Annotated in this window: 28 protein-coding genes; 18 read left to right on the top strand and 10 right to left on the bottom strand. The window is 35.5% G+C overall.

The window, feature by feature from the left end; all coding sequences use genetic code 11:
• Nucleotides 1-67: 67 nt before the first annotated feature.
• From G9F74_RS10710 to G9F74_RS10685, 6 genes are all read left to right on the top strand, one after another.
• Nucleotides 68-517 (top strand): terminase gpP N-terminus-related DNA-binding protein, encoded by a 450-nt coding sequence (locus tag G9F74_RS10710; protein WP_016109213.1) that lies wholly within the window; start codon nucleotides 68-70, stop codon nucleotides 515-517.
• A 29-nt stretch (nucleotides 518-546) separates the two neighbouring features.
• Entirely contained in the window at nucleotides 547-1,029 is a 483-nt protein-coding gene (locus tag G9F74_RS10705; protein ID WP_016109212.1) for a hypothetical protein, read from the top strand.
• Nucleotides 1,029-1,520: a hypothetical protein gene (locus tag G9F74_RS10700; protein ID WP_016109211.1), complete on the top strand. Its 492-nt coding sequence runs from the start codon at nucleotides 1,029-1,031 to the stop codon at nucleotides 1,518-1,520. The genes G9F74_RS10705 and G9F74_RS10700 overlap by 1 nt, the downstream gene beginning before the upstream one ends.
• Nucleotides 1,521-1,554: 34 nt before the next feature.
• Nucleotides 1,555-1,692 carry a hypothetical protein gene (locus tag G9F74_RS10695; protein ID WP_016109210.1) on the top strand — a complete coding sequence of 46 codons (138 nt, stop codon included), beginning with the start codon at nucleotides 1,555-1,557 and terminating at the stop codon, nucleotides 1,690-1,692.
• Nucleotides 1,693-1,885: 193 nt separating this feature from the next.
• Entirely contained in the window at nucleotides 1,886-2,572 is a 687-nt protein-coding gene (locus tag G9F74_RS10690; RefSeq protein ID WP_016109209.1) for a hypothetical protein, read from the top strand.
• Nucleotides 2,565-3,752, top strand: a complete 1,188-nt coding sequence (locus tag G9F74_RS10685; protein ID WP_016109208.1) for a helix-turn-helix domain-containing protein — start codon at nucleotides 2,565-2,567, stop codon at nucleotides 3,750-3,752. Before G9F74_RS10690 ends, G9F74_RS10685 begins: the two co-directional genes overlap by 8 nt.
• Before the next feature lie 171 nt (nucleotides 3,753-3,923).
• On the opposite strand, the gene G9F74_RS10680 is transcribed toward G9F74_RS10685, so the two are convergent.
• The 7 genes from G9F74_RS10680 to rpsD form a co-directional block, all read right to left on the bottom strand.
• The gene (locus G9F74_RS10680; RefSeq protein ID WP_016109207.1) at nucleotides 3,924-4,736 is read right to left on the bottom strand and encodes a hypothetical protein; all 813 of its coding nucleotides are present in this window, start codon (nucleotides 4,734-4,736) and stop codon (nucleotides 3,924-3,926) included.
• 111 nt (nucleotides 4,737-4,847) lie between these two features.
• Nucleotides 4,848-5,627: a hypothetical protein gene (locus G9F74_RS10675; RefSeq protein ID WP_016109206.1), complete on the bottom strand. Its 780-nt coding sequence runs from the start codon at nucleotides 5,625-5,627 to the stop codon at nucleotides 4,848-4,850.
• Between the two features lie 263 nt (nucleotides 5,628-5,890).
• A complete protein-coding gene (locus tag G9F74_RS10670; protein WP_016109205.1) occupies nucleotides 5,891-6,178 on the bottom strand; it encodes a hypothetical protein in 288 nt (95 codons plus the stop codon).
• Between the two features lie 262 nt (nucleotides 6,179-6,440).
• Nucleotides 6,441-6,878 carry an Imm70 family immunity protein gene (locus tag G9F74_RS10665; RefSeq protein ID WP_016109204.1) on the bottom strand — a complete coding sequence of 146 codons (438 nt, stop codon included), beginning with the start codon at nucleotides 6,876-6,878 and terminating at the stop codon, nucleotides 6,441-6,443.
• A gap of 20 nt (nucleotides 6,879-6,898) precedes the next feature.
• The gene (locus G9F74_RS10660) at nucleotides 6,899-8,404 is read right to left on the bottom strand and encodes a T7SS effector LXG polymorphic toxin (RefSeq protein WP_016109203.1); all 1,506 of its coding nucleotides are present in this window, start codon (nucleotides 8,402-8,404) and stop codon (nucleotides 6,899-6,901) included.
• A gap of 216 nt (nucleotides 8,405-8,620) precedes the next feature.
• A complete protein-coding gene (locus G9F74_RS10655) occupies nucleotides 8,621-9,052 on the bottom strand; it encodes a GNAT family N-acetyltransferase (RefSeq protein ID WP_016109202.1) in 432 nt (143 codons plus the stop codon).
• A 220-nt stretch (nucleotides 9,053-9,272) separates the two neighbouring features.
• Nucleotides 9,273-9,875, bottom strand: coding sequence for a 30S ribosomal protein S4 (gene rpsD, locus G9F74_RS10650; RefSeq protein ID WP_000135316.1), 603 nt, complete (start codon nucleotides 9,873-9,875; stop codon nucleotides 9,273-9,275).
• Between the two features lie 399 nt (nucleotides 9,876-10,274).
• On the opposite strand from rpsD, the gene megL reads away from it, so the two are divergent.
• Nucleotides 10,275-11,453, top strand: coding sequence for a methionine gamma-lyase (gene megL, locus G9F74_RS10645; protein WP_000726603.1), 1,179 nt, complete (start codon nucleotides 10,275-10,277; stop codon nucleotides 11,451-11,453).
• Nucleotides 11,454-11,512: 59 nt separating this feature from the next.
• On the opposite strand, the gene G9F74_RS10640 is transcribed toward megL, so the two are convergent.
• Nucleotides 11,513-11,992 (bottom strand): GAF domain-containing protein, encoded by a 480-nt coding sequence (locus G9F74_RS10640; protein WP_000494323.1) that lies wholly within the window; start codon nucleotides 11,990-11,992, stop codon nucleotides 11,513-11,515.
• A gap of 147 nt (nucleotides 11,993-12,139) precedes the next feature.
• Here G9F74_RS10640 and refZ point away from each other — a divergent pair, with 147 nt between their 5' ends.
• On the top strand, nucleotides 12,140-12,778 hold the full coding sequence (gene refZ, locus G9F74_RS10635; protein WP_000814925.1) for a forespore capture DNA-binding protein RefZ: 639 nt from the start codon (nucleotides 12,140-12,142) through the stop codon (nucleotides 12,776-12,778).
• An 11-nt stretch (nucleotides 12,779-12,789) separates the two neighbouring features.
• On the opposite strand, the gene G9F74_RS10630 is transcribed toward refZ, so the two are convergent.
• Nucleotides 12,790-13,734 carry a DMT family transporter gene (locus G9F74_RS10630; RefSeq protein WP_016109201.1) on the bottom strand — a complete coding sequence of 315 codons (945 nt, stop codon included), beginning with the start codon at nucleotides 13,732-13,734 and terminating at the stop codon, nucleotides 12,790-12,792.
• A 124-nt stretch (nucleotides 13,735-13,858) separates the two neighbouring features.
• On the opposite strand from G9F74_RS10630, the gene G9F74_RS10625 reads away from it, so the two are divergent.
• The 8 genes from G9F74_RS10625 to G9F74_RS10590 all read left to right on the top strand — a co-directional run bounded on the left by G9F74_RS10625 (nucleotide 13,859) and on the right by G9F74_RS10590 (nucleotide 23,454).
• Nucleotides 13,859-14,698, top strand: coding sequence for a LysR family transcriptional regulator (locus G9F74_RS10625; protein ID WP_033668558.1), 840 nt, complete (start codon nucleotides 13,859-13,861; stop codon nucleotides 14,696-14,698).
• Nucleotides 14,699-14,908: 210 nt separating this feature from the next.
• A complete protein-coding gene (ezrA, locus tag G9F74_RS10620; RefSeq protein WP_016109199.1) occupies nucleotides 14,909-16,621 on the top strand; it encodes a septation ring formation regulator EzrA in 1,713 nt (570 codons plus the stop codon).
• A 235-nt stretch (nucleotides 16,622-16,856) separates the two neighbouring features.
• Entirely contained in the window at nucleotides 16,857-17,999 is a 1,143-nt protein-coding gene (locus tag G9F74_RS10615) for a cysteine desulfurase family protein (RefSeq protein WP_000638978.1), read from the top strand.
• A 6-nt stretch (nucleotides 18,000-18,005) separates the two neighbouring features.
• Entirely contained in the window at nucleotides 18,006-19,220 is a 1,215-nt protein-coding gene (gene thiI, locus G9F74_RS10610) for a tRNA uracil 4-sulfurtransferase ThiI (protein ID WP_016109198.1), read from the top strand.
• Between the two features lie 80 nt (nucleotides 19,221-19,300).
• Complete coding sequence (locus G9F74_RS10605) at nucleotides 19,301-19,498, top strand: alpha/beta-type small acid-soluble spore protein (RefSeq protein WP_000124490.1); 198 nt, start codon at nucleotides 19,301-19,303, stop codon at nucleotides 19,496-19,498.
• A 176-nt stretch (nucleotides 19,499-19,674) separates the two neighbouring features.
• A complete protein-coding gene (gene mbcS, locus G9F74_RS10600; RefSeq protein WP_016109197.1) occupies nucleotides 19,675-21,261 on the top strand; it encodes an acyl-CoA synthetase MbcS in 1,587 nt (528 codons plus the stop codon).
• A gap of 102 nt (nucleotides 21,262-21,363) precedes the next feature.
• A complete protein-coding gene (locus G9F74_RS10595; protein WP_000600354.1) occupies nucleotides 21,364-21,795 on the top strand; it encodes a VOC family protein in 432 nt (143 codons plus the stop codon).
• An 87-nt stretch (nucleotides 21,796-21,882) separates the two neighbouring features.
• Nucleotides 21,883-23,454, top strand: a complete 1,572-nt coding sequence (locus tag G9F74_RS10590; protein WP_016109196.1) for an amidohydrolase — start codon at nucleotides 21,883-21,885, stop codon at nucleotides 23,452-23,454.
• A gap of 233 nt (nucleotides 23,455-23,687) precedes the next feature.
• On the opposite strand, the gene G9F74_RS10585 is transcribed toward G9F74_RS10590, so the two are convergent.
• Nucleotides 23,688-24,491 carry an NAD kinase gene (locus G9F74_RS10585; RefSeq protein WP_016109195.1) on the bottom strand — a complete coding sequence of 268 codons (804 nt, stop codon included), beginning with the start codon at nucleotides 24,489-24,491 and terminating at the stop codon, nucleotides 23,688-23,690.
• 205 nt (nucleotides 24,492-24,696) lie between these two features.
• On the opposite strand from G9F74_RS10585, the gene G9F74_RS10580 reads away from it, so the two are divergent.
• Both G9F74_RS10580 and ytfJ read left to right on the top strand, forming a co-directional pair.
• Nucleotides 24,697-25,335 (top strand): DUF2953 domain-containing protein, encoded by a 639-nt coding sequence (locus tag G9F74_RS10580; protein WP_016109194.1) that lies wholly within the window; start codon nucleotides 24,697-24,699, stop codon nucleotides 25,333-25,335.
• A gap of 12 nt (nucleotides 25,336-25,347) precedes the next feature.
• Nucleotides 25,348-25,743, top strand: coding sequence for a GerW family sporulation protein (gene ytfJ / locus G9F74_RS10575; RefSeq protein WP_000350003.1), 396 nt, complete (start codon nucleotides 25,348-25,350; stop codon nucleotides 25,741-25,743).
• Nucleotides 25,744-25,873: the final 130 nt, after the last annotated feature.

The following is a 25,873-nucleotide window of genomic DNA, read 5'->3' as shown; positions in this document are numbered from 1 at the left end:
ATACACGTCAAATAGTGATTTTCATTTAAAAAAATAATAAAACAAGCAATGAAAGGGTGATGAAAGTATGATTTCAAATGAAAACAAAAAACAAACAGCTTATGAAATGTATAAAAGCGGAAAATACTCATTTAAAGAAATCGCAGCAGAATTAGAAGTCAAAGAGAGTACGCTAAACAATTGGCGTTACCGTTACAAGTGGGTAGAACTATCGGCAAATGTAGATCGTCAAAAGCTTTATGAGTTACTGATGTCTAAATTGAAAGATAAAGGTTTAGAAAATGAAATGCAATTCGTAGACATGGTGAATACGTACATGAAATTTTTCGATATCAAAAACAAATTGATTGAAGATATTGAAGAACGTGGCGTATCTGTAATGGGTGTAACCGGATCAGTCAAAAAGAATGATTCTATTTCAGAATTAACAAAAGTTATCACGTCTATGTCAAAGTTGCTGGAGTTTTTAGGTATCGACATTGAAGAAGCTGAAGACGATGAAGAACTTTATGTATAAATAATAATATAACAGGAGGTCATGAAAATATGGCACATTTAGAAAATAGTTTAAAATTGAAAGACTTATTTTATCAACGAATCAAAACAGAAGAAAGGAGCCTTCCGGTCCTGGAAAAGCTAAAATTAGCAGAAGAGTGTCAAAGAAACGTTACGTCACGTGATGAATATGACCACATTACAAAGATCGTTGAAGAACTAAAAAAAGAATATGCAGCCGAAAGGAAATTCGGTTACACGCCAACAGTTATTTTTAGTGAAGAAGACAAAGCCCAGGCGGCGAAAGTGATTAAGAAAGATATCAAAGAAATGGACAAACGTTATATCGAGTTACGCAAACGAAAAGATGACTTAGAAACGTCTATTGCTGATGAAGTTGCCGCTATTAATGTAGAACTAAATGAAATGCATGAAGCTCACAGAAAGTTAATGCATTGTAATGAGACTTACGGAGGGTATTACTGTGAACTATATGAAATGGTTACATCTACAAAATCGGGGGTATTACGATAATGATTACATTATATGAAAAGATTCTATCAGCACGCGAAGGAAAACATGCTTATCATACTTATGATATTGAACTAACGCCGCTAACAGATGCAGGGAAAGTATTATTCGGTCGTATGGACTTATTAAAGGGAGAAATGGACGGACAAGTTAAAAACTGGTTAAAGAATGCTTTATCACGTAACAAAGGCAACTTCAAACCTAATGACAAATATACTTTTTACTATGATGATTCGAACGAATCAGAAGATCAGCGAGTAAATGAAGTATTACGTTATGTAGAAAACAAGATTTACAGAAAATGGGAAACAAGTACAAAATGGGGTAATTTAAAATCTCCTATACCTGGAGTCGACTATTCAGTAAAGATTGAAAAGAGAGTTGACGTGATCGACGCGCCACAAAAGTCAGGTTCGAGACAAAAAACGTTAAAAAATCCAGCGATTGATGTAGAAAGAAAAGAAGTAACCGATACATTAGTTACTGAAGGTTAACGCTTGAAAAAATTCAGATGGATTGGAAATTGAAATGATTAGGGAAATGTATACGAATATTAATGAATTAGGATTGAAATTATACAACCTTCTTGATGGGAAGTTAATCTATTCAGAGGTAGAACCGACTGTGTATCGTTGGAGATTAAGAAATTATTTAATAGTTGACTAATTACAACAAAAAGAGCCGATGTTTAATAATAAAGGGTGTCGGTTCTTTTTTATATGATAGATTGTGAGAGTAGGGTGGTTACTATGCGTAATAATAAATTAAATCGTATTCATGGCATAGGGAACGAATTTTCGGTTGCAGAAATTAACGTGAAATTGTATAATACTTGCAAAGATTGGAGGAGGATGTGTGCATGGATTTTATTTTACAAAAGGATATTCCTAGACAAGCAATTGAACGAAGCTTTCCACAAAATATTAGAGTCGAAATGAATGAGGCTGTAGCTAAAGCGTATGAGTTAGCGCTTAGTACCCTAGAAAATACAAGCTATTTAAATGACTCCGATGGGAGAGGAAAGGATAGTTTTCCCTATTTGAAAAATTTTGCGGTTGAATTCGTATTACGTAATTTTATTAAGCAAGGGAAACTTCCTTATAAGTATGAAATTAAATATAATCGTAACAAATCAGCGCGATATTTTATTATGAAGAACCTAGAAAATACGGTTGAAATTTGTGTTAATCAAGTCAAAAGGAAATCTTGTATAGGTAGACCTGCACACTATAGAAATCAGCGTATTAAACAATTTCAGTCTTACATGTTATTAGATGATCAAGAGCAAGAGAACAGTGAAATAGATATTATTTCTAAACCTCCTATATATTTTGAATTAAATCATGGTTATCAAAGTTTTAAACCGACTTTTGTTGTACTCGGCATTCCGAATAAAATTGGAGAATGGGTAGATTATATAGAAATATCTAAAGAATTACATGTGTTAGAAAATCCATCTGGAATACAAACACAGGTAGCTAATGTGGAGGACTTTGATCTTAATGAGTTCTTAGAATATTTAAATGAGAGTGAGATAAATGAATAAGCAATATGATAAGTATTCAAAAAAGAGAATGCTGTTTTCTGGGAAATTTCAATTTAACGGAAAAAAGCTAAAACTAGCTAGAGAAATACGTTCAATGACTACCACGGAATTAGCGGGGAAAATTGATGTATCACATCAAATGATATCTAAATATGAAAAAGGAGAGAATATTCCTCAAGAAGAAAAAATAAGGCTTATATCTCAAGCACTTCAATTCCCAAGAACATTTTTCTTTACATCATACTTTCTGGAAAATAACGACAGAACTAGTCCGAACTTTTTCCGGAAAGGAGCAGCGGTTGCAAAAAAATATCAAATACAAGTAGAAGCTAATACAACCATATCCGTAGGAATAAAAAAATATTTAGAATCGAAATTGAAATTACCGAAATTTACTATGCCTAATTTTGCGTTGGTCCAAAAAGAATTTCGTCAATTAGATTTTAATGACATAGAAGATACAGCAAATGCCTTACGAGATTTATTTAATTTACAACGTGGCCCTATAGGGAACATAACTCTTTTGTGTGAGCGAATGGGTATTGGAGTGTTTTTTGCTGATTTAGATAGTGCAAAAATTGACGCACATACAGTATTCGTAGATGATACACCATATATTATTTTAAATAAAGAAAGAAAATCTAGTGTACGGATGAGATTTAATATAGCACATGAATTAGGACATATTTTATTACATTCTCATTATCAAGAAAAAGATGTTGCCAATTCAAGTAATCATAAGCGTATAGAAGATGAAGCTGATCACTTTGCAGGATGTCTTTTATTGCCGGGTGATGGACTTGCATTAGATATGGCAGCATCAAATTTAACTTATCTAATTTCATTAAAAAAACACTGGAAAGCATCCATTCAAGCGATAATTTACAGATCAGAGCAACTGGGATTATTTTCAAGCGATCATACTTTACATTTAAGGCAACAAATTAGCCGAAATAGTTGGCGGAAATTTGAACCTTTAGATGACGAAATTACAATTGAAGAGCCACAAGTACTAAAGCAAGCCATTCACGTTCTCTTAAAGAATAATATAATTACTGTTGAAGAAATGGAAATGGAACTAGGATTAACAATGGAGATGATACAAGAATATTGCTTGGGACGTAATTGTTATGAAGCAAAGGAAATAAAATTTCAAAATAATGTTGTATCATTGTTTTAAAGTATTTTATCATTAATAAAAAAATTCCCTCTGTATAGTTAAGTAGGGAATTTTTTATAAGCTTTGAATGATTGAATATTATAAAATTTAGGTTTATTTTGTTTTTGTGTTCTTAAATCATTCTTATATAGTTTTTTATTTAAGGACGAACATCTCTAATGGATGCTCTATTTAGCTTGTTTCTTCTAAATTAAAAAAGAATTCTACTATATCCCTTCCGAATTTTGATAATTCGAAACGGTCATTTGAATTTAGTCCTTTCAATTTTAAATTAGATGTTCTTTTTCCTTTAGCTTGTTTTTCCAAATAGTCATGAATATCTTTTATAGATTGGAAAAGATTTTTTAAATCATCAAGAATCTTTTTCTCTGTCTTTGTAGTGAGAATACCTAATCTAAAGAGATTATTTCTGATAGAGTCATATTGATCGTAACTTAATCCGTGTTGTTTCATCACATCTTCAAAAGTTAGATGTTCTTGATCGTAGGAGTAATTATATAGCCTTAATACTGCAATATCGACTATTCTTAGTTCTTTTAAAACATCATAATAAGTCAACACAAAATCTTCAGTCACATCTTCGTGTTCTGTTAATTTAACAAAACCATTTACCATGTATTTTATTTTATCTTCTTGTTGCTCATCGATAACATAATCCATTACATATCCGTATAATTTATCAATTTGTTGCTTTTGCTCGCTTGTTTTATTTTCTAAGTTGGTCTGAAGCTCAGTAATTCTAGAAGCTAAATCTTCTGAAAAACTTTGCATATTTCTTTCAAGTTTTGCTCGTTTAAGACTTCCATAAACTCCGGATAAACCTGGTACTAATGATGCGACTCCGTCTATTGCCAACTCTGCAACAAGACCGGTAACAGATTCTTTTGCGAAATCAGCTACAGCATCACTTCCAACTTCAAGAACGGTTGTTATTGTTGTTTCTTTTGTTATTTCCTTTAGATCTTGTTTCTTATTTCTATTCATTTATTTCCCTCCATCTTCTTGTTTGACAAAATTTATATTTCTACAAAAATGAATGCTATCCTTTCAAATAAATGAAAAGCACCTATACTGGATGCTTTTTTGTTAATTAGATTAACTCGAATGGGATTTTCTAGATTTCATTTTTGAATACTTTAAATATACTTTTGATGAGAAATCACACACATAAAAAGGTCCCTCTTCTTCTTTGTACTTTTCGTGGAATACACTTCTTTTATCATCGATAATAAAATTGTGTATTAATTGTAACTCTTTTATTTTTTCTTCGCTTAAGCTTTCTACAAGATATTGTGTTTGATGTCTATCTCTTAGTTGTTGATTTAAATATTGATAGAAGAAGCTCATAAATAATGGGATAAAGATAGCGATTAATACAAAAGTATTTTTTGAAGTTTGAAAGAGATTAATATCAATTTTGATATTGAAAAGGACCCAATAAATGAACATAAAATTAATCATGTTAAGTAGGACAACATATCTAGTAATTCTACAAAATAGACTATTTCTATTAGGTTTAATGAAGGGGAGGGTGGCTGTTATTATTAAAAGTACTAAAAATATCAAAGAAAATAAGAGTGCACTCACTTGATATAATGTTTTTAAAATGAAAGAATAGTCAATTGGTACACTAGGTATAAAAATTTTAAAATAAAGCGCAGGGAGAATAAATACACATATCGCAGCAAGGACTATATCTTGCCAAAACATAAAAATATCCATCTGCTTACGTTTAGTTTTGTCCTTAAATAATTGATCGAATTCATTGGTAGTGGAAGATTCCATGTAAAATGAACCGAACCCTTTTATAATCCCCCAAACTCCTACAGCTGCACCTACGATTTTAGCTATATTAATAATTTCGTTAAATGACATATAATTATCTACTCTCCTTTGAAATGAATTGGTTTAATATTCCAGTTTGATTATTGTATCATAATTTTTATATGTAAGGTTAGATAATGTATAGGAATTTTCATTTGGAATAGAAATTATCCATTAGATTATTTATAAAAGATTGAAAACTTGTTTGTTTTGGTAAAGGTATTAATATGCTTTAAAGCGAACTTATCCATATTCAAAATGAAAAAGAAGAACGTTAATCCTTATAATAAGGCGTTCTTCTTTGTGTGTGATTTTTATCTCCAGCGCCATGCAATGGTTGTATCTTCAATATGTATTGCTGGAATGTCAATTCCTATATATTTCCCCTCATTTTCATCAAAAATAGACCAATTTTCATCGTCGAGAAATTCAGGGTTAATGCTTTCAAAATCAAATGTACTATCCTCATCTACCATTTCACGAAAATATTCCTGAAATGGTTTACTATTATCATTTAAATGTATTGTTCCATACATCCATGGTGTTTCTACAAAAACGTCTCTGATTTCACCTATTTCAGTATCTTTAAAGTATAATTTCATATTTGCACCTTCTTATTCATGGATTTTGAAATAGTCTTTTGGTATCTCACCTTTTATCAAATACTCATTATCTCTTTTTATTCAGCTTCGAAGCATAAGTGATTAAAACTCCTAATGTAAGTTCAGCAATTACAACTTATGTGCAAGCAATGTAAATATTACATTTTTGATGTCTAATTACATAGACCAATAAAAAAGAAGAACGTTTACCCTCATTAAAAGACGTTCTTCTTTTTTGTTTGTATTGATTTAATAATAAAAGTTAAGATGTTTTATCCGCTATACTTTTTCGTATTACTACATCAATTTCTACCTCTTGTGCGTCATCTAGTGCATGAAATAATAAATCAAAGTAGGTAACTCCTCTAGGTGTAGCATAATATGTAGCTAAATTTATCACTTGTGGTGGAAGTGGTTGACTATCCCAAGGTGGACGTTTTGTTAAATCTTCAATATCCCAAACTACTTCATCAGGTTTCTTCTTTTGTAATATGTTTTGAATCTCTTTTAAATTTTCTCGTGCTTCTTTCACATCGTCCCAACTTAACTTGTCAAAATACAAATCCTTCATTAATAATGGATACTTAGTTCCCCAACCTTCAGGTTCTGCATGATAAGACATCGTTGAAAAAAAACTGTGTAATAAATCTGGATGACCAACTTCATAAAAAATACAATCTACTCCAAATCCTACTGTCATTTTTAATCCCTCTCTTTATATTACTGTTTTTTAATTTCTATTGTTACTTGATCATTTGTCTTATCAAGAATTTTTTTCTTCAATTCTAAAATCTCTGTGGCACTAATCTCTTGTCCTCTAATATCAACAATGATTGACTGTGTAGTTCCTTCAGGTAAGTTTTTTAATCTTGCTTCTACTTGTTTTCCTATAACATATGCCAATCTAGTTCTTTTGGCTGATGTAGATACATCGTAATTTTTTACTTCGATCGCATGTTTAACTGAATCAGAATATAAATCTGGAATAGAAGAACCTTTGGTTTTTTTCTCTAATTCTAGACCATCTTTAAAAATAACTTGTTCTCGATAATTGGGGTTATCTTTTAAGGCATCAAGTTCTGACTGTCTCCAAGATGGTCTAGCAAACATGAGATAACCACTTAAATAATTTCCCCAATGTCCTGATGGTGGAAGTGTGCTTAATATTCCTTCACCAGTGAGACCACCACCTGCAAGAGCAGGCTGTAAACGTGGTGGAAAGGCTTCAGTTACTCTATATATATTTGCTCCTCTAGCAAGTTTAGAAGCTTTATCAAGGCCTTTTCCACCAAGAAACCCCAAACCGACTGACGTCACAAGATAAGAACCCCAACGAAATCCACTCTCAACATCGCCATGCCAAACGTCATTCATAAAAGAATCTGAGAAAGCGTTCCACATAGCAGGAAGAGTCTCATCATAATTGACAACAGCATCCCACATGTCTGACCATGTTTCACCGTCACCTAACGCTTTAAATCCTTCCCAAGCATCTCCAACACCTTTTCCTGCACCATCATAAAGACCATCCCAAGCTTTCTCTAAATCAGATTTTGGTTTATCACACATTGCACCTTCTTCAATTGAATTATCAGCCTGGCGCTTCCTATCTTCTGTAATTGCTTGGATAGAAGTCACCCATTCCATATTCAACCCTTGTGTACTAAATGTACCACTTGCAGGACTAAAACCTTTTCCACTTTTGACTTCTGCAAGACCTGTTGCAATACTAGCGGCTAATTGAATTGCTGTACTATAGTTATCGCTAGATGTTCGATTAAATTCATATAGATGTTCTAACTTCTCTTGCAGTTTCCGTTTCATGACAGCAAAGATATTTACCATAGCGTCCATGCCTGAAATTGGCATAGTTTGATGGAGTGCTTCTGTACTTGCCTTCATTCGGTCAATTTCTCGAATTTGTTCTAATATTTCTTGTTCAATTACATCTGTCGAAGCGACCTGTGATTGAAATTGATTTGGAAAGGCATCATTCTGACGAATTAGTTCTTCACACAAATAAATGATTCCTTGTGCCAAAGGACGAAAAGTTTCTGCAAAGAATGCTTTTGCGCTATCGTAAGTTTGCCCTTGTAGAACAGTATCGCTTGTAAAAGCATCAATCGACTGAATAGCTTGTTCCATACCTTGAATAGTAGCGGTACAGAAAGCATTCATACTTTGAGTTTGAGCCTGTACTTCCCCTAGATACATATTTAAACTCAAAAATCTCCCTCCTTTAATAAGTAAATTATACCGATTTAAGGAGATAACTGTAAATATTACATTGCAATGATTTTATTAGAGGTATTAATATACCTCAAAGCGAACCTATTCATATTCTAACTGAAATGGGGAGTAAAGAACTGGTGGTATTAAATAATTCATCAAATAAAAAAGTGAACGATTATGAAAAATATTCGTTCACTTTTATTTTATTCTTTACGTTAAATATAGTTCATAATCCCCATCAATACTGCTTGGATCTCCGAATGTTTCCTCATATAGATTACTGGCTTTTGTAAACCTATTTTTTAATGCAAAGTGGTAACCTTCTTCTGTTATAACTTCTTGTAATACTAAACGCTCGAAGCCCTTTTCTTTTGCGAATGTTTTAAACCAATCAAGAATAATACTTCCTTTTCCTTGATTACTTGGTGTAATGCTTATAGCGGCAATTGCTAAATATGGTTTTGGGAAATACTCACTTCTAATGTTAATTGTGGCCATAGATTCTTTAGATGAAATATGTAAAGTATATTTAGAAAAACCTTCAAACAATTCTATTTCGTCTTGTACTATTTCTTCTAATAACAATTTTAATGTTTGAAAGTCATGTATATGAAGAGGAATTTTGATGAAGTTTTCTTTCAAAATAAGTAGCTCCTTTTAGCATCTGCTTTTTTTGTACTTACCCATTTCTATACACACGCCAGCCTTATAATTATTTGCCCCAAACTAGCCCCACTTGGCCCCAGGGACATTCTTTTTTATGCCTTATTTTGCATTGTTAATGCTAAATAAAAAAAGCCCAGGCCCCTTGATAAACAAGGTTCCTAAGGCTTTTAATACTACTCTTTGCAGAGTACCGAGATTAACGAGAGTAGAACTCTACGATTAATGCTTCGTTGATTTCAGCTGCTAACTCAGAACGCTCAGCGTGACGAGTGTAAGTAGCTTCTAATTTATCAGCATCGAAAGTTAAGTATTCTGGTACGAAATTGTTAACTTCGATCGCTTCTTTAACAACAACAAGGCTGTTAGATTTTTCGCGAACGCTGATAGTTTGACCAGGTTTAACGCGGTAAGATGGGATATCTACGCGAGCGCCATCAACCATGATGTGACCGTGGTTTACTAATTGGCGAGCTGCACGACGAGTGCGAGCTAAGCCCATACGGTAAACTAAGTTGTCAAGACGAGCTTCAAGAAGGATCATGAAGTTTTCGCCGTGCTTACCAGGCATTTTACCTGCTTGGTCAAATGTGCGACGGAATTGACGCTCAGTCATGCCGTACATGTGACGAAGTTTTTGTTTCTCTTGTAATTGTAAACCGTATTCTGAAAGTTTCTTACGTTGGTTAGGACCGTGAGGACCTGGTGCGTAAGGGCGTTTTTCTAATTCTTTTCCTGTGCCGCTTAGAGAGATTCCAAGACGACGAGACAGTTTCCAAGCTGGACCTGTATAACGAGCCATAGTTGACTCCTCCTTTAAAAATGTTTTTATTTACGTAAAATAAAAACAGACGTAATCGATATTTACGGGCATTTTGTTTTCATGTACCTTCGCTCCAGCAGCAGGGAGTTACGAGATACACCTCCGTAGAGGAACAAAATACAAACGATAAACTCACATTACAAGGCTGCCTTTTTATTTTACACAAACGCTATTATATCTTTTACCCAGAGTTTCGTCAAGCGAGTACGTTTTTGTTTTATGCATATAAATTTTGGAAATTAATATAAGAAGGAATTTAAAACAATATAAAAGAAGAGATAGAAACACAAATGAAACGCTTACATAAAATGTAGTAAAAACATTCATCAGTTTTTTAATGGTGAATATGCGGGATAAAAACATAAAGGGGATGTTTTTATGAAAAAGAAGCATATGGAGACAGCGTTAATTCATCACGGTTATACATCTGAGGAACATAAAGGAAGTTTAACACCACCGTTATTTCAAACGTCTACATTTACATTTGAGACTGCGCAGCAAGGAGAAGCGAGTTTTGCGGGAGTAGATCCGTCTTATATTTACTCAAGACTTGGAAATCCGACTGTAAAATTATTTGAAGAGCGCATGGCTGTGTTAGAAGGGGGAGAAGAAGCACTTGCTTTCGGATCCGGAATGGCAGCTATTTCAGCAACGTTAATTGGCTTTCTAAAAGCTGGAGATCATATTATTTGTTCAAACGGATTATATGGGTGCACGTACGGATTTTTAGAAGTGTTAGAAGAGAAATTTATGATTACACATTCGTTTTGTGATATGGAGACAGAGACTGATATTGAAAATAAGATTCGCCCAAATACAAAGCTCATTTTCGTTGAAACACCGATTAATCCAACGATGAAATTAATCGATTTAAAACAAGTGATTCGAGTTGCGAAGCGAAATGGCCTACTCGTCATTGTTGATAATACGTTTTGTTCACCTTATTTACAAAGACCGCTTGAGCTTGGTTGTGACGCAGTTGTGCATAGTGCGACAAAATATATTGGTGGCCATGGTGATGTTGTAGCGGGTGTAACAATTTGTAAAACGAAAGTGTTAGCTGAAAAAATTCGTCCGATGCGAAAAGATATCGGCGGTATTATGGCGCCGTTTGATGCGTGGTTATTATTACGCGGATTAAAGACGTTAGCAGTAAGAATGGATCGTCATTGTGATAATGCAGAAAAAATTGTATCGTTCCTAAAAAATCATGATGTAGTAGAAGGGGTTTGGTACCCAGAAGGGGAGTTAGCATCTCGCCAAATGAAACGGGGCGGTGGCGTTATTTCTTTTTCTGTCAAAGGCGGGAAAGAGGAAACGCAAGCGTTTATCAATGACCTTCACTTTATTACGATCGCGGTAAGTTTAGGTGATACAGAAACGTTAATTCAGCATCCAGCAACGATGACGCATGCTGCGATTCCAGCGGAACTAAGAAAAGAAATGGGTATTTTCGATAATTTAATACGTTTATCTGTCGGTTTAGAATCGTGGGAGGATATCATTTCTGATTTGGAGCAAGCGTTAAAGAAAATATCTACTGTTAGTAATCAATAAAAAAGAGTGAGCTATCGGTTTCGTACATTACGTACTTAATCGATAACTCACTCTTTTTCTTATATATGTTTTAACAGTGTTTCCACAAACTTTTCTAAATAGTGCTGATCTACTTCATCGAAACGATTTTTTTCAGGACTATCAATATCCAGCACACCAATGACATTTCCGTCTTTTATAATCGGTACAACGATTTCCGAATTAGAGGCACTATCGCAAGCGATATGTCCTGGGAATTGGTGAACGTCCGCTACAAGTTGCGTTGTTTTCGTTTCAGCTGCTACGCCGCAAACGCCGCGCCCAAATGGAATACGTACGCATGCTGGCATTCCTTGGAATGGCCCGAGAACGAGCTGATTTCCTTCTGTTACATAAAAGCCAACCCAATTAACGCGATCTAAAAATTGGTTTAATAATGCGGACGCATTTGATAAGTTTGCGACTACGTTTAATTCGCCAGTTAATAATGCATCCAGTTGTTTAATTACTGTCTCATACTGCTTTTCACGAGAACCTGCATAACTTTCTTTTGTAAACATGGAAACAACTCCCTTTTTATCGAGATGTGTAAAATATTAGCAAAATACGATGTATTTCACATGACTTTGTCGATAGAAAATTAAAGGAATTTGTCTTAAAAGTCAAGAAATTTAAACTATAGCTGTTCAGTGAGAGGAAGTGAGCGCATGAAGCAGACGAAACAAAAAGTAATTGATGCGGCAATATCGTTGTTTAATACGAAAGGTTATGACGGGACATCAGTGCGAGACATTGCAAAGCGAGCGGATGTGAATGTAGCGAATATTTCATACTATTTTGCTGGAAAGCAAGGCCTATTAGAGCAGCTTATTACTGATTTTTTAGAAGGATATATTCATGTGATTGAAACGTCCTTTGAACAGAGAGAGTATTTGTCGGCTAAAGATGTGATGGTGCAAATGGTGCGCGGGATTTTACGATATCAATTTGAAAATAGGGAACTGACACGTTTTTTTTATAGAGAGCTTTCGCTTGATACGACATTAATTCGTGAAGTGATGACCGTTTATTTTTCTAAAGAAAGATATTATATCGAGCAAATCATTAGAGAAGGACAAATGAAGAAAGAATTTCGAAAGGTATCTTTTACAATGTTTATGACGCAATTAAAAGGCATGATAAATATGCCGTTTTTATATCCGCAGTATATATCAGAAGTATTGCATTCTTTTCCATCCGAAACATTTTTCTTAGAAATGTATACGAAGGAAATTGAGCAATGGATGGAACAAGCATTATGTAAAACGAATATGTATCAGGAATGGCCAAGAGCTGTTCATATGTGAAGAATCCCCACCTAACGAACCGAGGTGGGGATTCTTGTAGTTTCTTTTCTTTGCCATAAATTGTTACATAATAGCGCAATAATTGTTAATGAGGCTCCGGCAATTTCGATTTTGTCGACCGTATAACCTCGAAATATGGAACCGATAAGTGCAAGGACAGGAACTAAATTCATAAATAATATGCCGTTAATAGATGAAATATAGCGATTCCCCATATTCCAGCAAAACACAGCGATAACACCTGCAATAATCGACATATAAAAGAGTTCAAAACGAACGCTCACAATTGTGCGTAATGATGGTACAGTAATGACGTTTGTGTAAGTTAATAAAGTGACAATAACGATGAGTGACATTGAACCGAACAAACAAGTTAACGTTGTATATCGAAGTGGTGACCAAGATTGAAAATGAGCACCGCCATTTGTATAAATGACCCAGCAAGTAACGCCGCATAACATCAATATATTCGTAGATAAGTGACTTGCAGCTCCAAATAATAAGTGAATATTTCCTTTTGAAATGACAAGCATAACACCGAGTAATGCAACGAACATACAAAGAAAAGTGTAGTTTTGTGGACGCTTATTTTTTGTTATCCATTGTAATGATAAGGCAATTAGTGGCATGAGAGACTGAATCATCGCTGCATGGATTGCTCCAGAAGGTCCGGCAAGTTGTTGTCCGTAGAAAACGAGAAAACCATATCCAGCGAAACCGACTGTTCCGTAAAAAAATAAAGAAAGTGTTCGTTTTTCTAAGCGGAGCGAATGTGTCCCTTCAGTGATTAATAGCAAAATAAGAAAAATAATAGCTGCAGATCCGTAGCGAATAGTTGTGAAAAAGAACGGATCGATAAATTGTAAGGCGTTTGCCATTACAGGAAACATAAATCCCCAGGCAGTTACGGCAAGTAAGCATAGGAGGGATCCGAAGAGCATTTGTTTTTTGTTCAAGAGTACCATTCTCCTTTACATTTCGTTATAGTAAGTTGATGAAATAAGTATAAAGAGTAATGATTTATAGAAGGAAATATCGATTTTTTATAACAGTTATAACTTTTTGTTAGAGGTGTATATGATGGATTTAGAGGCAGTACGATCGTTTATGGAAGTAAAGCATACGCGCAGTTTATCAAAGGCAAGTAAGCTTTTACATATTTCACAACCAGCGCTTAGTAAACAAATTCAAAGATTAGAAGCGGATTTAGAGGTTACTTTACTCAAGCGTTCTGCTCAAGGAGTGGAGTTAACAGAGGCTGGTGAGATATTTATAGCAAGAATGTTACCGATTTTGGAACAAATACATGAAGTGAAAACGGAGATGAAGAAGTATCAAGAGAAACGGAGAATTTCGATAGGTATATTGCCAAGTTTAGCGGCGTATTACATATCGAAATGCAAAGATATATTAGGTGATGGATTCGAAATAGAATGGAAAATTGAGCATACGAAAGTATTAATGGAATTGTTTAAAGAGCGGAAGATTGAAGCGATGTTCATTGATTCAGTAGTAGAAGGCGCTACATATATAAAAGAAATGCGGGAGGAAAAAATTGTTTGTGTAGTTTCAAATGATCATCCTTATAAAGAGAAAACAATAATCCGAATGGAAGGTTTGGAACATGAGAAATTAATTGTGTACCCAGAAATATGTGATGTAAGGAAAATGATTATGAACATGTTTCAAGGTATAGGTGCGAAACCAATCATTGCGTTTGAAACTTCTTATGCAGAACCGATGCTTGCGATGGTCGGAGCTGGACTTGGCATCACTTTACTTCCAGAAATGTCAGTGGAGCAAGCGGTAAAGCAGGGGAATGTGCATGTGATTTCTGTTGAACCCCCACTCATGCGCAAAATCTATTTCGTATCTCATATGAAAGAGTGCCCGTTATGGCAATCATTTGAGGATAGGTAGTGAAGCGGGCGGAAGATTAAGAAAGATTACAATTGCATTTAAAGAAACATGAAATTTTAAAAAAAACTAGGTCAAAAACACGTCATTACATGGTATGATTAGTACATTGTTAGTTGTTAAATATAGGGGAATTCCCTTTTTATACATAATGCCTTCCATTTCATAAACGGAACGGACAAAAAAAGAGATATAACTAGGAGGCTTTTTTGCATGGATTCTATCCTGACGATCGTTATCATTGTAGTAAGCTCTATTCTAGTGCTGCTCATGATAGAGCTTGTGATAAGAAATCGTTCATATAAAGATATTGAAGCACTGGAGCAGTGGAAACAAGAAATAAAAGATAAACCTGTGGCAGATGAACTAAAGCGAGTAAAAGATTTGAACATGACAGGTCAAACAGAAGAACTGTTTGGTAAATGGCGTGAAGAGTGGGATGAAATCGTATCAACAACTCTTCCAAAAGCTGAAAAAGATTTAGGGCAAGCGCGAAAATTCGCCTCGCAATTCTCCTTCCGCAAAGCAAAGCATGCGATGAACGAATCCATAAGTGGTTTAGATGACGCTGATAATCGTATTACAGACATTTTAAATGAATTACAGCAACTGTTAGAAAGCCATGAAAAAAATAGCTCGGAAATTGAAGGGTTACGTGATACATATCGTAGTATGAAAAAGAGTGTTCTTGCCCATCGACACATGTATGGAGCAGCTGAGCAGAGAATTGAAGAGATGCTAGATGCCGAATCTAATAAATTTAATAGTTTTGAAGAAGCAACAAATAATGGCGACTATTTAAAAGCGAGAGAAATTGTTATTAGTTTGGAAGAAGGTTTAGCTAATTTAGAAATCATTATTCACCAAATTCCAGATTTATTGGTAGAGTGTCAAGCAACGTTACCAGTTCAACTGGAAGATTTATTACACGGACATAATGATATGGTAAGACAAGGTTATGTATTAGATTACCTGGAAATCCCTAAAGAAGTCCGCGATATGACGACACAACTACAAACATGTTTAATGGATATACAGGAGCTTCATATAACGGAAGCGGCTGAAAAAGTAGAAAAATTAAAAACTCGTTTAGACGGTTTTTATGATCAACTAGAACAAGAAGTGCATGCGAGACATTATGTAGAGCAAAAAACACTTTCTGTTTATGAAGATTTAGAAGAACTTCGTGAAGAAACAATTGAAACGAAAGCAGAAACGCAACTTGTGAAACAAAGCTATCAGTTACAAGATAAGGATATTGAGTCTCAAAAAGTAATTGAAAAGCAAATGCACATTTTAATGAAACGTTTTGAAGTGATGCAATTACGCGTTGCTGAACAAGATATTGCATTCTCTATAATTCGTGAGGAACTAGAAGAGGTTTATGAGCAATGTGAAACTTTAAAAGTACTTCATGCAGAATATAAAGAAATGCTACAAACGATGCGTAAAGAAGAATTTGAAGCGCGTGAGAAGTTGCAGGAAATGCGCAATACAATTTTTGAAACGAAACGCTTTATGCAAAAGTCGAATTTGCCAGGTCTTCCAGTGAGTATTATGGAAGATTTACAAAGAGGGCAAATGGCAATGCAAGCTGTATATGAGCAATTAGAAATAAAACCGTTAAATATGCATGCTGTAAATAGCAGTTTAGAAGAGGCATACACAACTGTTAACGGTGTAGCTGAAATGACAGAAGAGTTAATTGGACAAGCGTATTTAGTTGAAAAATTAATTCAATACGGAAACCGTTACCGCAGTCATGATGAAAATCTTGCAGAAAGCTTAAATTATGCAGAGAAATTATTCCGTGAATATCAATACGATGCAGCTTTAGAACAAGCGGCTTCTGTACTAGAGCAACTTGAACCTGGCGTTGTTCAAAAAATAGCTGAATATGTAGACAATGAACAAACCCTTTCATAAAGGGTTTGTTTTTTTGTGTAATTTTGAAGGCGATGTTGCTATAATGAATAGCGGAATACAGTAAGGTTATTCGTTTCAAAATAAAGTGAAACTGTAATCAGTGGGGGGGATTCATCCTCACTGATTACTAGCCTTCACCAATCGGGATAAAACGGAACCTTTGTGTAGTCTTAGCGTAATTACACGTATTTATGATATGATTATATGATGTGATAGCGCTGAAAGGGGAAGAACGATGATCTATTTTGATAATAGTGCGACGACGAAGCCATATCCAGAAGCCCTTCAATCGTACGTAACGGTTGCTGGGAAATATTTTGGAAATCCTTCTTCTATTCATTCGCTTGGAGGAGAGGCAGAGCGTCTATTAACACAATCAAGAACGATTGCAGCGCAGCTTCTTCACGTAAAACCTTCTGAAATTATTTTCACATCGGGTGGAACGGAAGGGAATAACCTTGCGATTAAAGGGATAGCGATGAGGAATCGTTCGCGCGGCAAACATATCATTACAACAAATATTGAACACGCGTCTGTGTTTGAGGCATATAAGCAATTAGAAGAACTCGGGTTTGATGTAACATATTTACCGGTTAACGAGCATGGTGTTGTATCGGTAGAGGATGTGAAGCGAGTGCTTCGTGAAGATACAATTCTTGTTTCAATTATTCATGTGAACAACGAAACTGGAGCAATTCAGCCCGTTGCTGAAATTGGAACGTTATTATCGAATTATCCGAAAATAAGATTCCATGTGGACCATGTACAAGGGATAGGAAAAGTACCGCTTAATTTATATGCTTCGCATATTGACCTTTGCTCAATATCTGGACATAAATTCCACAGTGTAAAAGGAACAGGTCTTCTTTACGTGCGTGATGGCGTAAGATTAGATCCGATTTTATCAGGTGGTCAACAAGAGCTTAAGTATCGCTCTGGTACAGAGAACTTACCTGGCATTGTAGCGATGGTGAAAGCACTTCGCATGACAATGGAACAAGTGAAAGAAAAGATAGCTCATTTGCAAAGTTTACAAACAGAGCTTGTACGTTTCTTTAAAGAAATGGAAGATGTAACAATTAATACGTCGCTTGCATATGCAGCACCACACATTTTAAATGTGTCGTTTGTCGGTTTAAAACCGGAAGTGGTCGTTCATGCTTTAGAAGAACACGGTGTATATGTATCAACGAAGTCTGCTTGTTCTTCAAAAGCAAATGAAGTGAGCAGAGTGTTAGTGTCAATGGGAGTACCGCATGCAGCTGCTGCAAGCGCTATTCGTATTAGTCTAGCACCAGACAACACGATGGAAGAAGTAAAACAATTTGAAGGTATTGTAAAAGAGACAATGCCAAAATTATATGAAGTGATGAGGTAAAGAAATATGATGACATATGAATATATTTTAGTACGTTACGGAGAAATGACGACAAAAGGTAAGAACCGTTCTAAATTTGTAAGCACATTAAAAGATAACGTTAAGTTCAAACTGAAAAAATTCCCAAACATTAAAATCGATGCAACACATGACCGTATGTACATTCAGTTAAATGGCGAAGACCATGAAGCGATTGCTGAAAGATTGAAAGATGTATTTGGTATTCATAAGTTTAATTTAGCGATGAAAGTACCATCAGAATTAGAAGATATTAAAAAAGGTGCATTAGCAGCTTTCTTACAAGTAAAAGATGATGTGAAAACATTTAAAATTACAGTGCACCGTTCTGATAAACGTTTCCCAATGAAGACGATGGAGTTACTTCCAGAAATTGGCGGGCACATTTTAGAAAATACAGAGAATATCACAGTAGACGTCCATAATCCAGATGTGAATGTACGTGTAGAAATTCGCAGTGGTTACAGCTATATTATGTGTGGTGAGCACATGGGAGCTGGCGGTTTACCAGTTGGCGTTGGCGGAAAAGTAATGGTACTTCTTTCTGGTGGTATTGATAGCCCCGTAGCAGCGTACTTAACGATGAAACGCGGCGTATCTGTGGAGGCAGTTCACTTCCATAGTCCACCTTTCACAAGTGAGCGTGCGAAACAAAAAGTAATCGATTTAGCACAAGAGTTAACGAAATACTGTAAACGTGTAACACTTCACCTTGTTCCATTTACTGAAGTGCAAAAAACGATTAATAAAGAAATTCCATCTAGTTATTCTATGACAGTAATGCGTCGTATGATGATGCGTATTACAGAGCAGATTGCAGAGGAGCGTAATGCACTTGCAATTACGACTGGTGAAAGTCTTGGACAAGTAGCGAGCCAAACGTTAGATAGTATGCATACGATTAATGAAGTGACAAACTATCCTGTTATTCGTCCGCTTATTACGATGGATAAATTAGAAATTATTAAAATCGCTGAAGAAATCGGCACATATGATATCTCAATTCGTCCATACGAAGATTGCTGTACAGTATTCACACCAGCAAGCCCAGCGACGAAGCCGAAGCGTGAAAAAGCGAATCGTTTTGAAGCGAAATATGATTTCACACCATTAATCGAAGAAGCTGTAGCAAACAAAGAAACAATGGTATTACAAACGGTAGAAGTAGTAGCGGAAGAAGAAAAATTCGAAGAACTTTTCTAAAACCATAAATTACCATATCTAAAATGTGTATGAAGTCATGTTATTTATCACACTCTATACTCACAAGGAGGTGATATAACATGGCACGTAGCACAAATAAATTAGCGGTTCCTGGTGCTGAATCAGCATTAGACCAAATGAAATACGAAATCGCTCAAGAGTTTGGTGTTCAACTTGGAGCGGATGCAACATCTCGCGCTAACGGTTCTGTTGGTGGCGAAATTACGAAACGTCTAGTTTCACTAGCTGAGCAACAATTAGGCGGTTTCCAAAAATAATTCCATATACAATGGCTTAGAAAGAGCGGGTTCTCCCCGCTCTTTCTTTTTGTTGTTCCTATTAGTATAAATTCATTTCGACAAAAGTATAAAAAAATTGTCAAAAGAAGAGGGTTCAAAATTTACTGAAAATTCTTTATTATATAAGGGAGGCATAAAGAAAAAGGAGGATGTTTATGAAGAGAGAGGAATTGTTGGCACCACCATCTTATAATTTAGTTTCAGAAATAGAGAAATATACAGACGATAAAGAGAAGCTTGCTTTAATTTGGCAAGATGATAAAGGGAATAGACGAGAAGTTACATATTTTGAATTAATGCAAGGTGCAAATAAAATTGGAAACGCTTTTATAAAAAGTGGCTTACAAAAAGGGGACAAGCTCCTTATTATGATGCCGCGTTTAATTGAAGCTTACATGACGTATATCGCTGCGATTAAAGCAGGGTTTGTCGTAATTCCGAGTTCGGAAATGTTGCGTAAAAAAGATATTGAATACCGCATTGGACACGGAGAAGTAAAAGCGATTGTAAGTTATGAACCATATATCGGACAGTTTGATAACATAGGGGCGATGGAATCTCTTCAAAAGTTCGTTCTGAGCAAGCAGTCAGTAGACGGATGGATCAATTTAAAAACAGCATTAGAAACAGAAAGTGACATGTTAGAAATGGCGAAAACAGATAAAGAAGATATGGTCTTTTTATCTTATACGTCAGGGACGACAGGAAACCCGAAAGGTGTTGTTCATACGCATGCATGGGCATACGCTCATTTACGTACGAGCGCTCCAAATTGGCTCGGAATTGAAGAGAATGATGTTGTATGGGCAACGGCTAGTCCAGGGTGGCAAAAGTGGATTTGGAGCCCGTTTTTAGCAACTCTCGGTTCAGGGGCAACAGGATTTGTATACAACGGTAAGTTTGAACCGAAAACGTATTTAAATTTATTAGACGATAATAAGGTGAATGTGCTTTGTTGTACACCGACTGAGTATAGATTAATGGCAAAGGTAGAAGACTTGACTGAGTACAATTTAGAAGCGTTACATAGCGCTGTATCCGCAGGTGAGCCGTTAAATAGAGAAGTCATTGAAACGTTCCAAAAGCACTTTGATATTACAGTAAGAGATGGCTATGGGCAAACGGAAAATACATTACTTGTTGGCGTAATGAAAGGGATGGATATTAGACCGGGATCAATGGGGAAACCAACGCCAGGAAACCATGTTGATATCGTTAATGAAGAAGGAATCCCAGTGCAGGTAGGAGAAGTTGGCGATATTGCAGTTCATATTGAAACACCAGCCCTCTTTAAGCAATATTATAAAGATGATGAGCGTACAGCGATGCAATTCCGTGGTGATTATTATATTACGGGTGATAAAGCGAAAAAAGATGAAGACGGCTATTTCTGGTTTGAAGGGCGCGGAGATGATATTATCATTAGCTCTGGTTATACAATTGGGCCGTTCGAAGTCGAAGATGCACTTGTAAAACATCCTTACGTAAGAGAATGTGCGGTTGTCGCAAGTCCAGATGAAATTCGAGGGAGTGTCGTGAAGGCATTTATCGTATTAAGAGAGAATATAGAAAAGAACGAAGAAACATTAATTCCAGTGCTCCAACAACATGTGAAAGAACTCACTGCACCATATAAATATCCTCGCAAAATTGAATTTGTAGATGAACTACCAAAAACGATTTCCGGAAAAATTCGTCGTATTGAACTTAGAAAACAAGAGATGGAGCTTCCTTCAAAATAATTTTGAAAATAGGGAAGTAAATAGTTGAATGAAATGTAAAACGATGATATTATAAAAACGAACATAAGTTCTATTTTATAAACTAAAAAAAGAGGTGTCCGTATGATTTTAGGTATTAATCCGTACTTAGTTTTAGATGGTAGTGGGCAAGAAGCTGTACAGTTTTACAAAGAGGCGTTAGACGCAAAAGTAGAAGTAATGCAAACTTTTGGTGACATGCCTGAAAATCCAGAATACCCGATTCCAGCTGAAGCGAAAGAGCGCGTTTTACATGCTACTTTAAAAGTTGGTAATACGGACCTTATGATTTCTGATACATTCCCAGGTCAAGGGCATGCAATCGGATCTCAAGTAACAATCGCAATTCAAATTAGTAATGCAGAAAAAGCAAAAGAAGTATTCGAAAAGTTACAAGAGGGTGGAGAAGTTATTATGCCACTTCAAGAAACGTTCTGGAGCCCAGCATACGGACAACTAAAAGATAAATTTAGCATTGAATGGCAAATTACAACGTCTACTACTGAACAAAAATAATTTTGGGAAAGCACCATTTTTAATTCAAATGGTGCTTTTTTTATACGGATTAATCTCGTAGACTAAAGGGAAAAAGGGGATGAGCATATGGGAGAAATTTGGTATGGCGGCACCATTTACACGATGCGAGAAGAGAATGAAAAAGTAGACGCTGTTTATGTTGAAAACGGTGTGATCGTTGATGTTGGGAGTAAAGAAGAGTTAGAAGACCGATATGCTACTACGGTTAAATTGCACGATTTAGAAGGCAAAACGATGATTCCAGGTCTCGTTGATAGTCATATGCATCTTATTGGGCATGGAGAGAGGTTACTCCGTCTAGATTTATCAAATTGTACATCTTATGGCGAAGTACTTACTCTTGTTCAGAAGCAAGTAGAAGACGCGCCAAAAGGTTGTTGGATTATCGGAGAAGGCTGGAATGAAAATAACTTTACAGATACGAAAGATGTTCACGCACGTGATTTAGATGCAATTTCGAAAGAACATCCCATTTTATTAAAACGAGTTTGTCGTCACGTTACATGGGTGAATTCATACATACTGCAAGAAGCGAACATAACAGAAGAGACGCAAGATCCGAAAGGCGGGAAAATTGGCCGGGATGCATCAAATAAGTTAACAGGGCTTTTATATGAACAAGGACAAGAATTAATGAAACACGTTCAGCCTGAAATTGATGAAGCTTATTTACAAAGAGCTTTGCAAACAGCGATTAAAGACTGCTGGCAATATGGAATCGTTGGTGGGCATACGGAAGATTTAAATTATTACGGTGGTTTTAGAAAAACGTATAATGCGTTTTCTTACGTTATAAAAGAAATGCCATTTAAAGCGCATTTACTCGTTCATCATGAAGTAGCAAATGAAAGAAAAAAATATGAAAATGAGCACTATATTGAATTTGGTGCGATGAAAATTTTTTCTGACGGTTCTTTTGGCGGAAGAACTGCTTTATTAAGTGAATCGTATGAAGATGCGAAGGAAACAAATGGAGTTGCGATTTTCTCACTTGAAGAGCTTGCAAGTTTAGTGAAAAAAGCACGTGATTTACATATGCCAGTTGCCATTCATACTATCGGTGACTTGTCGCTTGAATATGTCATTGATGCGCTTGAATTACATCCACCAGCAGAAGGGGTACGTGACCGTATTATTCATTGCCAGCTAGCTCGTGAAGAGTTGATTGAAAGAATGAAACACTTGCCAGCTATTATTGATATTCAACCGGTCTTTGTTTCATCAGATTTTCCATCAGTCATTGAAAAACTAGGCGAGCGTCGTCTTCGTTACGCGTATGCTTGGAAGACGTTACTGGACGCAGGCTTACATTGCAACGGTGGTTCAGATGCTCCTATTGAACAAGTGAATCCGTTTTTAGGCATATATAGCGCTGTTACACGTAGAAGTTTTATTGACGGTGTATGCTATATGCCTGAGGAAAGATTAACGGCATATGAGGCTGTTTCTTTATTTACGACAGGAAGTGCTTATGCAATAGGAAAAGAAGCGAAGCGAGGACAAATTATAAAAGGATATGAAGCAGACTTTACGATATTAGATCGAAACATATTTGAAATAGAGGCAGAAGAAATAAAAGAAGTACAAGCGGAAATGACCGTCATTGATGGCCAGGTTGTCTATAGAAAAGATGCGTAAAATATATCAGCGATTTTCGGAATATATCGACTGTAACTCGAAATATATCAGCGATTATTGAAATATATCGACCGTAACTCGAAATATATCAGCGATTATTAAAATATATCGACTTACCGACAAAAACTGACAAAAATAACGGCCCGATAGCGAGAGATTGTTGGCCGCACCAATCGGGATAAATAAATAACCGCAGAATTATGGGATCCCATAATTTTGCGGTTATTTTACTACTATAAAAATGTTCTCTGTACTTTTTCCCAGAAGGAATTGTTTTTTAATTTTACTGTTTTAATTTGTTTATCGCTTAAGCGTACAACAGCTTTTTCAACTTGTTTAATGCTAAGCGCTTCGTTATCCATGCCGATAACAGGATAATCGTTACCGTCTGGTTTAAGTTTTAAAGTTAGTGTACGTTCGTGGTTTAAGATGAACGGTGAACCGAGCGTACGGTATGTGTTGTTATTTAAAGATGCTAGTTCGCTTACTTGGAAACATGGGATAAGCGGATCGACAACGGCACCATGCAATGATTTGTTGTAAGCTGTACTTCCTGTTGGGGTAGAAACAACTAAACCGTCACCTCTAAATGTTTCGAAATATAAATCATCAACGTGAACATCTACAACGAATGTTTTAATAATGCTAGAACGTAATGAGAATTCATTTAAACAATGGAAAGATGTACCGTGATCTATATCTACCTGAATTGTTGGATATTTTCGCACTTCAATTTCATTTTTTGTAATTTCTTGAAGGGCTGTATCAACGTGATCAATGTGGAAATCACAGTAGAAAGAAATTTCATCTTTCGTAGAAATCCCTGCGTATAAGCAATCTTCTCTAAAACCAGTTTTACGAACGGCTTGTAAGAAAGTTGCATCATCTCCAACACTGACGATAGCGTTTGCATTTTTTGGTTGATCTAATATGGTAAATCCATTCTCTTCTAAAATACGATAGATTGGTTTCATCTTTTCAACGAGCGTTGCTTTGTCATCACCATAAAAGAAAAATAAATTGCGACGATCTGCCATTATGTATCCCTCCACTGCAGTTAAATTTTCTGTTTTTCGTGCTACATATCATTAGAGTCCGTTCCCTGATGATATGTTCAAATAATATATTTCGATATAAATTGTCAAAATACCTTTTTATTTTTAGAAAAATTTTTATATTCAATCTTACGGAACTCTGTTTAATGATGAATAAACTTGTCGATAATGGGTACGGAGTGAAAGGATGATACGTATGAAGTGGCTCGTAATTGGAATAATAATTCTTCTCCTTTTTATTTTGCTTATACTATTGTCGAAAATAAAGCTTAAAGTGACATTTTTATATTCAGAAATGGAAAAGCAATGTTTGTTTCAAGTGAAAATATGGATGATTCGATATACATTTGATGTGTTGGAAAGAATTGAAAAACAGCAGAAAAAGACAGGACAGAAAATCGAAAAAGCTGAAAAGGACGGCGGAATAGATAATAAAATTATGGCGCAACTTGACAGCATCGGGGAACTGATAAAAAGGCTTCAAAAAGTTCATACTATCGTTAAAGATTTTCTCAAACGAGTGAAAATCAATGGTTGGAAATGGCATACGCAAATTGGAGCAGGCGACGCAGCTAGTACTGGAATTGTCACTGGATATGCATGGGGGACAAAAGGAATGGCTGCTGGAGTTATAGGACAATATATGCATATTGTCGATGTACCAGAATTTGAAATTACCCCTGTTTTTCAAGGGAAGGGATTTGCATCAAGGTGCGAGTTAACAGCATCTTTTCGTATATTTCGTGCTATAAAAACAGGATTCAAATTACTCATGTTTATGAGAAAGCAAAAATCTGGTATGACAGAAAAATCTGTTCAAGCATAGGGGGGATATAGAGTGGACCATCCAATTCAAGGTTTAATGACAACAGCAATGCAGCATTTAAAACAAATGACTGATGTAAATACAATTGTTGGTGATCCAATTAAAGCAGCAGATGGAAGTGTAATTCTTACTGTTTCGAAAGTAAGCTTTGGTTTTGCTGCTGGTGGAAGTGAATTTGGTAAAGTAGAACATTCAGGTCGTCATCCATTTGGCGGGGGAAGTGGTGGAGGAGTTTCTATTAATCCTGTTGCCTTTCTTGTTATAAATGGAGATGGTGTGAAAGTATTACACTTAGATAAGCAGACACACGTCATTGATAAAATAATTGAATTAGCACCACAAGCTGTTGATAAAGTGAAAGAAATGATGGATAAACGAAAAGAAGATGATCCTGAATTTCAAATTTAACGAATAAAGAAGCTAATCAATGGATTAGCTTCTTTAATTTTTTTGTAAATAAAGCGATTTTATTTGCATTATCGATGGGGACAAACTATCATTTACATTGTACATATTTTGTTTAAATAAGGGAGGATTT

This window comes from Bacillus sp. EKM202B (assembly GCF_011066025.1).
GTDB classification, from domain to species: domain Bacteria; phylum Bacillota; class Bacilli; order Bacillales; family Bacillaceae_G; genus Bacillus_A; species Bacillus_A toyonensis.
The sequence above is the reverse complement of the archived record's forward strand: the minus strand, read 5'-3'. Positions and strand labels throughout refer to the sequence as shown.

What these genes read in the sequence shown, in the direction of transcription:
- refZ (WP_000814925.1), top strand. Translation starts at nt 12,140, where the DNA reads ATGAAGCAGACGAAACAAAAAGTAATTGATGCGGCAATATCGTTGTTT.
- G9F74_RS10625 (WP_033668558.1), top strand. Translation starts at nt 13,859, where the DNA reads ATGGATTTAGAGGCAGTACGATCGTTTATGGAAGTAAAGCATACGCGC.
- G9F74_RS10580 (WP_016109194.1), top strand. Translation starts at nt 24,697, where the DNA reads ATGATACGTATGAAGTGGCTCGTAATTGGAATAATAATTCTTCTCCTT.
- rpsD (WP_000135316.1), bottom strand. Translation starts at nt 9,875, where the DNA reads ATGGCTCGTTATACAGGTCCAGCTTGGAAACTGTCTCGTCGTCTTGGA.
- ezrA (WP_016109199.1), top strand. Translation starts at nt 14,909, where the DNA reads ATGGATTCTATCCTGACGATCGTTATCATTGTAGTAAGCTCTATTCTA.
- G9F74_RS10615 (WP_000638978.1), top strand. Translation starts at nt 16,857, where the DNA reads ATGATCTATTTTGATAATAGTGCGACGACGAAGCCATATCCAGAAGCC.
- G9F74_RS10605 (WP_000124490.1), top strand. Translation starts at nt 19,301, where the DNA reads ATGGCACGTAGCACAAATAAATTAGCGGTTCCTGGTGCTGAATCAGCA.
- G9F74_RS10590 (WP_016109196.1), top strand. Translation starts at nt 21,883, where the DNA reads ATGGGAGAAATTTGGTATGGCGGCACCATTTACACGATGCGAGAAGAG.
- G9F74_RS10665 (WP_016109204.1), bottom strand. Translation starts at nt 6,878, where the DNA reads ATGACAGTAGGATTTGGAGTAGATTGTATTTTTTATGAAGTTGGTCAT.
- G9F74_RS10695 (WP_016109210.1), top strand. Translation starts at nt 1,555, where the DNA reads ATGATTAGGGAAATGTATACGAATATTAATGAATTAGGATTGAAATTA.
- G9F74_RS10640 (WP_000494323.1), bottom strand. Translation starts at nt 11,992, where the DNA reads ATGTTTACAAAAGAAAGTTATGCAGGTTCTCGTGAAAAGCAGTATGAG.
- mbcS (WP_016109197.1), top strand. Translation starts at nt 19,675, where the DNA reads ATGAAGAGAGAGGAATTGTTGGCACCACCATCTTATAATTTAGTTTCA.
- G9F74_RS10690 (WP_016109209.1), top strand. Translation starts at nt 1,886, where the DNA reads ATGGATTTTATTTTACAAAAGGATATTCCTAGACAAGCAATTGAACGA.
- G9F74_RS10710 (WP_016109213.1), top strand. Translation starts at nt 68, where the DNA reads ATGATTTCAAATGAAAACAAAAAACAAACAGCTTATGAAATGTATAAA.
- G9F74_RS10675 (WP_016109206.1), bottom strand. Translation starts at nt 5,627, where the DNA reads ATGTCATTTAACGAAATTATTAATATAGCTAAAATCGTAGGTGCAGCT.
- G9F74_RS10685 (WP_016109208.1), top strand. Translation starts at nt 2,565, where the DNA reads ATGAATAAGCAATATGATAAGTATTCAAAAAAGAGAATGCTGTTTTCT.
- G9F74_RS10680 (WP_016109207.1), bottom strand. Translation starts at nt 4,736, where the DNA reads ATGAATAGAAATAAGAAACAAGATCTAAAGGAAATAACAAAAGAAACA.
- G9F74_RS10595 (WP_000600354.1), top strand. Translation starts at nt 21,364, where the DNA reads ATGATTTTAGGTATTAATCCGTACTTAGTTTTAGATGGTAGTGGGCAA.
- G9F74_RS10700 (WP_016109211.1), top strand. Translation starts at nt 1,029, where the DNA reads ATGATTACATTATATGAAAAGATTCTATCAGCACGCGAAGGAAAACAT.
- G9F74_RS10705 (WP_016109212.1), top strand. Translation starts at nt 547, where the DNA reads ATGGCACATTTAGAAAATAGTTTAAAATTGAAAGACTTATTTTATCAA.
- megL (WP_000726603.1), top strand. Translation starts at nt 10,275, where the DNA reads ATGAAAAAGAAGCATATGGAGACAGCGTTAATTCATCACGGTTATACA.
- G9F74_RS10585 (WP_016109195.1), bottom strand. Translation starts at nt 24,491, where the DNA reads ATGGCAGATCGTCGCAATTTATTTTTCTTTTATGGTGATGACAAAGCA.
- thiI (WP_016109198.1), top strand. Translation starts at nt 18,006, where the DNA reads ATGATGACATATGAATATATTTTAGTACGTTACGGAGAAATGACGACA.
- G9F74_RS10670 (WP_016109205.1), bottom strand. Translation starts at nt 6,178, where the DNA reads ATGAAATTATACTTTAAAGATACTGAAATAGGTGAAATCAGAGACGTT.